The sequence below is a fragment of the uncultured Campylobacter sp. genome (assembly GCF_938040115.1).
Taxonomy (GTDB): Bacteria; Campylobacterota; Campylobacteria; order Campylobacterales; family Campylobacteraceae; genus Campylobacter_A.
In genome coordinates this window covers 1-4,105 of the sequence record NZ_CALHXD010000149.1, presented here as the reverse complement: position 1 = coordinate 4,105, position 4,105 = coordinate 1, and the positions used below count along the sequence as shown (strand labels likewise).

Sequence of the window (4,105 nt, the reverse complement as noted above, 5' to 3'; positions counted from 1 at the left end):
TCTCAATCAAATTTGAAAAAAATAAAAAAATTTTACCTCTACCCCTAAAGTTTTTTTGATTTCGTCCGATATAGTTTTTGAACGACAAGAAGTCGTAATTAAACTTTAAAAGGATTTACAATGAGTTTTCGTATTAACACGAACATCAACGCTCTAAACACACACGCAAACGCAGTCGGTAACAACCGCAACCTTTCTCTTTCTTTGGGTAAACTTAGCTCAGGTTTGAGAATCCAAACTGCAGCAGATGACGCTTCTGGTCTTGCTATCGCTGATAGCCTTCGCTCTCAAGCTAGCGCGCTTGGCCAAGCTATCGCAAACGGTAACGACGCTATCGGTATCATCCAAGTAGCGGATAAAGCTATGGACGAGCAGCTAAAAATCCTTGATACTATCAAAGTAAAAGCTACTCAATCAGCTCAAGACGGTCAAACAGCAGATTCTCGTCAAGCGCTACAAGCCGATATCGTTCGCCTAATGGAAGAGCTAGACAACATCGGTAATACTACGTCTTTCAATGGTCAGCAGTTACTAAACGGAACATTCTCTAACAAAGAGTTCCAAATCGGCGCTTACTCAAACCAAACCGTTAAGGCTTCTATCGGCGCTACTACGTCGGATAAGATCGGTCTAACAAGATTTGAGAGCTCTAAGCTATTGACATTTGCAGGCGTAGTTAGCCTTACTTTCCTAAACGTAGACGGTATAAACAACGTAAAAGTAGCTGCGGCTACAATTTCAACCGGTCTAGGTAAAGGCGTAGGCGCACTAGCTGAAAATATCAATAAAGTAACCGATAGAACAGGCGTTAGAGCTACGTTTGATACCACATGGGTATCTAGTAAAGCTATCAGCGGCGGTCAGATCCTAAGCCTTGTCATAAACGGCGTAAAAATCGGCGACCTAGAAGTAAAAGCAGGCGATAAAAACAATGCTTTGGTAAATGCTATCAACAAAGTTAAAGACCAAACGGGCGTAGAAGCTTCTGTAAACACAGAAGGCAGAATGGTACTAACTAGCCGCGACGGTAGAGCTATAAAAATCTCAGGCGACAAAGTAAGTGCCGGCCTAGGCGGTAAAAGAGGAACATCTATGTTCATCGGACGCCTAAACCTAGTTCGCCTAGACGGTCGCGATATCAAGGTTTCAACAGGCGCAGGTACAGGAGACCTATCTGTAGCGTTTAGTAAAACTGCTAACAGCCAGGGCGGTAACCAGCAGTCAGTAGCTCTAAGAGATATCAGAGGTCAGCTAGATCCAGACATAGCTGCTGCTATGGGCTTCCAAAGAATGAGTAACGGCGTAATGACTTCTGCTCAATCAGCAGGCGTTATGACTCTACGCGGTGCGATGGCTGTTATGGATATCGCTGAGTCTGCTCAAAAAACACTTGACCAGATCCGCTCAGACCTAGGTTCTGTTCAAAATCAACTTGTTGCAACCGTAAACAACATCACAGTTACTCAAGTAAACGTAAAATCAGCCGAATCTCAAATCAGAGACGTTGATTTCGCTGCCGAGTCAGCAAACTTCTCTAAGTTTAACATCCTTGCTCAGTCAGGAAGTTATGCTATGAGCCAAGCTAACTCTGTTCAGCAAAACGTTTTAAGACTACTTCAGTAGTTAACACTTTAAGGCCGCTTCGGCGGTCTTAAATTTCAAAAACCCAAACACCAATAGTTAAGACATCTCCAAAAATAATGGTTAATGTAGGCGCCAAATTTGACGCCTGCTCTTTAGAAGTGAATTTTAAAGTCGAGTTTTACCCGCTCGACTTTTTGCTCCAAATTTTATCCCACTTTTCCAAGTCAAATTTAAATTCAAACGATAAATTAATGCCATTAGTTTAAATTTTTTGCTACAATTACCGCAAAAAATTAAAAAGGCTATATTAATGAAAAGCTTAATCATCGTGGAATCTCCCGCGAAAGCCAAAACGATAAAAAACTTTCTAGGCAAAGACTACGACGTCATCGCATCAAAAGGCCACATAAGAGATCTGCCAAAGACGGCATTTGGCATCAAGATCGAGGGCGAAAAATTTACTCCCGAATACAAAATAAGCGCCGATCACTCCGCGATCGTAAAAGAGATCAAAGAACTAGCCAAAAACGCCGACCAAATCTACCTCGCAACCGATGAGGACCGCGAAGGAGAGGCCATCGCCTACCACATCGCCGCAGCCATCGGCAAAAAGCCCGAGAGCCTGCCTCGCATCGTGTTTCACGAGATCACCAAAAGCGCCATCGAAGCCGCTTTAAAAAACCCTCGCACGATAAATATGGATAGCGTAAACGCACAGCAAGCCCGCCGCCTGTTAGACCGAATCGTTGGCTACAAGCTCTCGCCGCTATTAAATTTAAAAATCCAAAAAGGGCTAAGCGCAGGACGCGTACAAAGCGCCGCTCTAAAAATAATCGTAGACCGCGAGCGCGAGATTCGCGACTTTAAACCGATCGAATACCACAGTATCGACGCGGTTTTCAAAAAAGACCTCGACGCCGAGCTGGTTAAATTTGAAGCGCAAAAGATAGAAAAGCTCACGATAACAAACGGCGATAGAGCCAAATTTATAGTAGAAAATCTAAAAAATGACAAATTTAGCGTCCGCGAGATCGAGAGCAAAGAGCGCAAAACCGAGCCCGCGCCGCCTTTTATGACCTCGACGCTACAACAAAGCGCGAGCAACCGCCTAGGCTTTAGCCCGAAAAAAACGATGATGATCGCGCAAAATTTATACGAGGGCGTGCAGACGCATCAGGGCTTCATGGGCGCGATAACCTACATGAGAACGGATAGCCTAAATCTCGCCAAAGAGGCCGTAGCTGCCGCGCGCGAGACGATCGAGAAAGAGTACGGCGAACGCTACTTGCCGGCAAAGGCTAAAATTTACGCAACCAAAAGCAAAGGCGCGCAAGAAGCCCACGAGGCGATCCGCCCGACCAATCTTAGCTTCACGCCAGCTATCGCCGCGCAATATCTAGAAAAAGACGCGCTACGCCTCTACACGCTCATCTACAACCGCTTTTTAGCCTGCCAGATGAGCGCTAGCGTGAGCCAAACGCAAAACGTATTCGTCGCGGGCGCAAAGGGCGAGTTTAAAATAAGCGGCCGCAAGGTGCTGTTTGACGGATTTTACCGCGTTTACGGCGATATGGATAAGGATAAAATTTTGCCCGACCTAAAAATCGGCGACGAGATGAGCCTGCAAAGCATCAAAAGCTCGCAGCACTTCACCGAACCGCCGTCTCGCTACTCGGAGGCCGGACTCGTTAAAAAGCTAGAAAGCCTAGGCATAGGGCGCCCTAGCACTTACGCGCCGACCATCTCGCTACTAACCTCCCGCGACTACGTCAAGGTCGAGAAAAAGCAGCTCGTGCCAAACGAGATCGCCTTTACGATGATGGGCGTTTTGGAGGAGCATTTTAGCGATATCGTAGATAGCGAATTTACGTCAAATATGGAAGAAAAGCTCGACCACGTCGCCGAAGACAAAGCCGACTGGCAAAAGCTTTTGAGCGATTTTTATCATCCGTTTATAGATAAAATTTCAGCTGGCAAAACGGGCATAAAAAGCCAAAAAGTCGCCACCCCTATCGGCGAAAAGTGCCCTGAATGCGGCGGCGAACTACTACTGCGGAAGGGACGCTACGGCGAGTTTATCGCGTGCGGAAATTTCCCAAAATGCAAATACTCGCGCAATATCGCAAAGGAAGGGCAAGGCACGCAGGAAGGCGAAGCGGCGACAAAACCGAAAAAAGAGCTCAAAAAGATCGACGTGCCGTGTCCAAAATGCGGCGGCGATATCGTCGAGCGCATCAGCCGCAGAGGTAAATTTTACGGTTGCGCAAACTACCCCAAATGCGACTTCGTCTCAAACTACGAGCCGGTCGCCGAAAAATGCGACGAATGCGGCGGCGATATGATCAAAAAAGAGCTAAAAAAAGGGACGTTTCACGAGTGTACGAAGTGCAAGAAAAAGGTGCAAATCGCGGAGCAATAACGGCGGCTTGTCTTTTTGGTTTATACTTCGTTAGAAATTTCGCCGAAGCTCGGTTACATACTACTTGTATGCGCCCTCGCTCGGCTCATTTCCGCCTCGTCT

The 4,105-nt window shown here is 46.5% G+C and carries 2 protein-coding genes; both read left to right on the top strand.

Annotated elements, in window-relative coordinates; genetic code table 11:
- The first annotated feature begins 120 nt into the window (after positions 1–120).
- Positions 121–1,623 (top strand): flagellin B, encoded by a 1,503-nt coding sequence (locus Q0314_RS05370; protein ID WP_298057332.1) that lies wholly within the window; start codon positions 121–123, stop codon positions 1,621–1,623.
- A gap of 271 nt (positions 1,624–1,894) precedes the next feature.
- A complete protein-coding gene (topA, locus tag Q0314_RS05365; RefSeq protein ID WP_298057330.1) occupies positions 1,895–4,003 on the top strand; it encodes a type I DNA topoisomerase in 2,109 nt (702 codons plus the stop codon).
- Positions 4,004–4,105 lie beyond the last annotated feature (102 nt).